At 72.9% G+C, this 1,419-nt stretch carries 1 protein-coding gene; it reads left to right on the top strand.

Going from position 1 to position 1,419, the window contains the following annotated elements:
• Positions 1-346: 346 nt before the first annotated feature.
• Positions 347-1,419: helix-turn-helix domain-containing protein (locus GT045_RS15715; protein WP_161334539.1), on the top strand; the 1,073-nt coding region annotated here is incomplete at its 3' end.

Here is a 1,419-nt window from a genome sequence, read left to right as displayed (position 1 = left end):
CCGCCGGGTGCGCCGCCGGGTGCGCCGGCGTGCCGGGCGCCGCCTGGGAGGGCAGGGCCGACGCGCCGAGCGACACGCCGGCGATCGTGAGTAACGCGGAGAGCCGGGCGGCGAGACGGTGTCGTGTTCTGGGTGGCATGACTCCTCGATTCCGGGGTTCGGGTGCGGTGCTGGTGGGTGCGTGCGGTGGTGTGCGGTGCTGCACCAGGGTTTCCGAGCGGGCCCCTTCGCGTGTTGGCGCCGACTGCACGGTTGTTGGCGTGGAACGCACTGTCGCCCGCCGCACCGGTGGTCTTGACTCGGGGCAGAGGTGACCGAGCCGATCGACCACGGACCGAGGACGGCAGTGAGAGCGTTGGTTGTCGACACCGCCGAGCTGGCGGAGCCGGAGCGTGCCGATGTCTGGGTCGAGACGATGGCCATGGCAGAGGTGACCCAGCGGGTGCGCTTCCTGGACGGGTCGGCCGTGCAGGGGCGCATCGAGGTGCTGCCGCTGGGCGCCGGCCAGCTGTCCGTCCTCTCCCACACGGCCGTGGAGGCGCAGAGGACGCCGAAGCTGGTCAGACAGTCGGATCCGGAGATGTACCACGCCGCGCTGGTGACCTCCGGCGAGGTGGGGATCGAGCAGTTCCGGCAGAGCACGCTGCTGCGGCAGGGGGACGTCGGCTTCTTCGACAGCTCCCACTCGTTCGAGACCTTCACCGGGGAGATCCCGACCAGGACCCTCATCCTCCAGTTCCCGAAGCGGCTGCTGCGGGGCGGCGAGGGGACGTTCAAGGGGCTGTGCGGTCGGTCGCTGCCCGCGGGCGAGGGGATCGGCCGCGTCTTCGCGACGCTCATGGACGAGGTCGCCGCCCAGTACGACGCCCTCACACCGCAGGACGCGGCGGCCTGTCAGGACACGGCGCTCGATCTGCTCACCGCGCTGCTACGGCATCACCTCGGCCGCGACTCGGCCACCGGCAACGGCCCCGGTGCCGAGGCGATGCACCTGCGCATCATCGCCTACATCGACGAGCACCTGCACGACCCGGAGCTGGCGCCGGAGGAGATAGCCCGGGCGCACAGCATCTCCGTTCGCTATCTGCACCGCATCTTCCAGCGCAACGGCACGACCCCGCGTGCCTTCGTCCGGCAGCGGCGACTCGACCGCTGCCGCCGGGACCTGGCCTCCCCCGCACTGCGGGGCGTCCCCATCCACGCCATCGCGGCCCGCTGGGGCTACCCCCACGCCGACGCCTTCTCCCGCGCCTTCCGGTCGTACACGGGGATGTCACCACGGGAGTACCGGGCCGGGTGCGGGGAGCCGGGGCAGGGCGGGGACGGGGAGCCCGGGACGGGCGCGGCCGGAGAGCCCGGGAAGGGCGCGGTCGGGATGGGCGCGGCCGGAGAGCCCGGGACGGGCGGGGTCGTCGTCCC

This window comes from Streptomyces sp. SID486 (assembly GCF_009865385.1).
In the GTDB taxonomy this organism is placed as follows: Bacteria; Actinomycetota; Actinomycetes; order Streptomycetales; family Streptomycetaceae; genus Streptomyces.
This window is presented reverse-complemented; position numbering and strand designations above follow the sequence as displayed.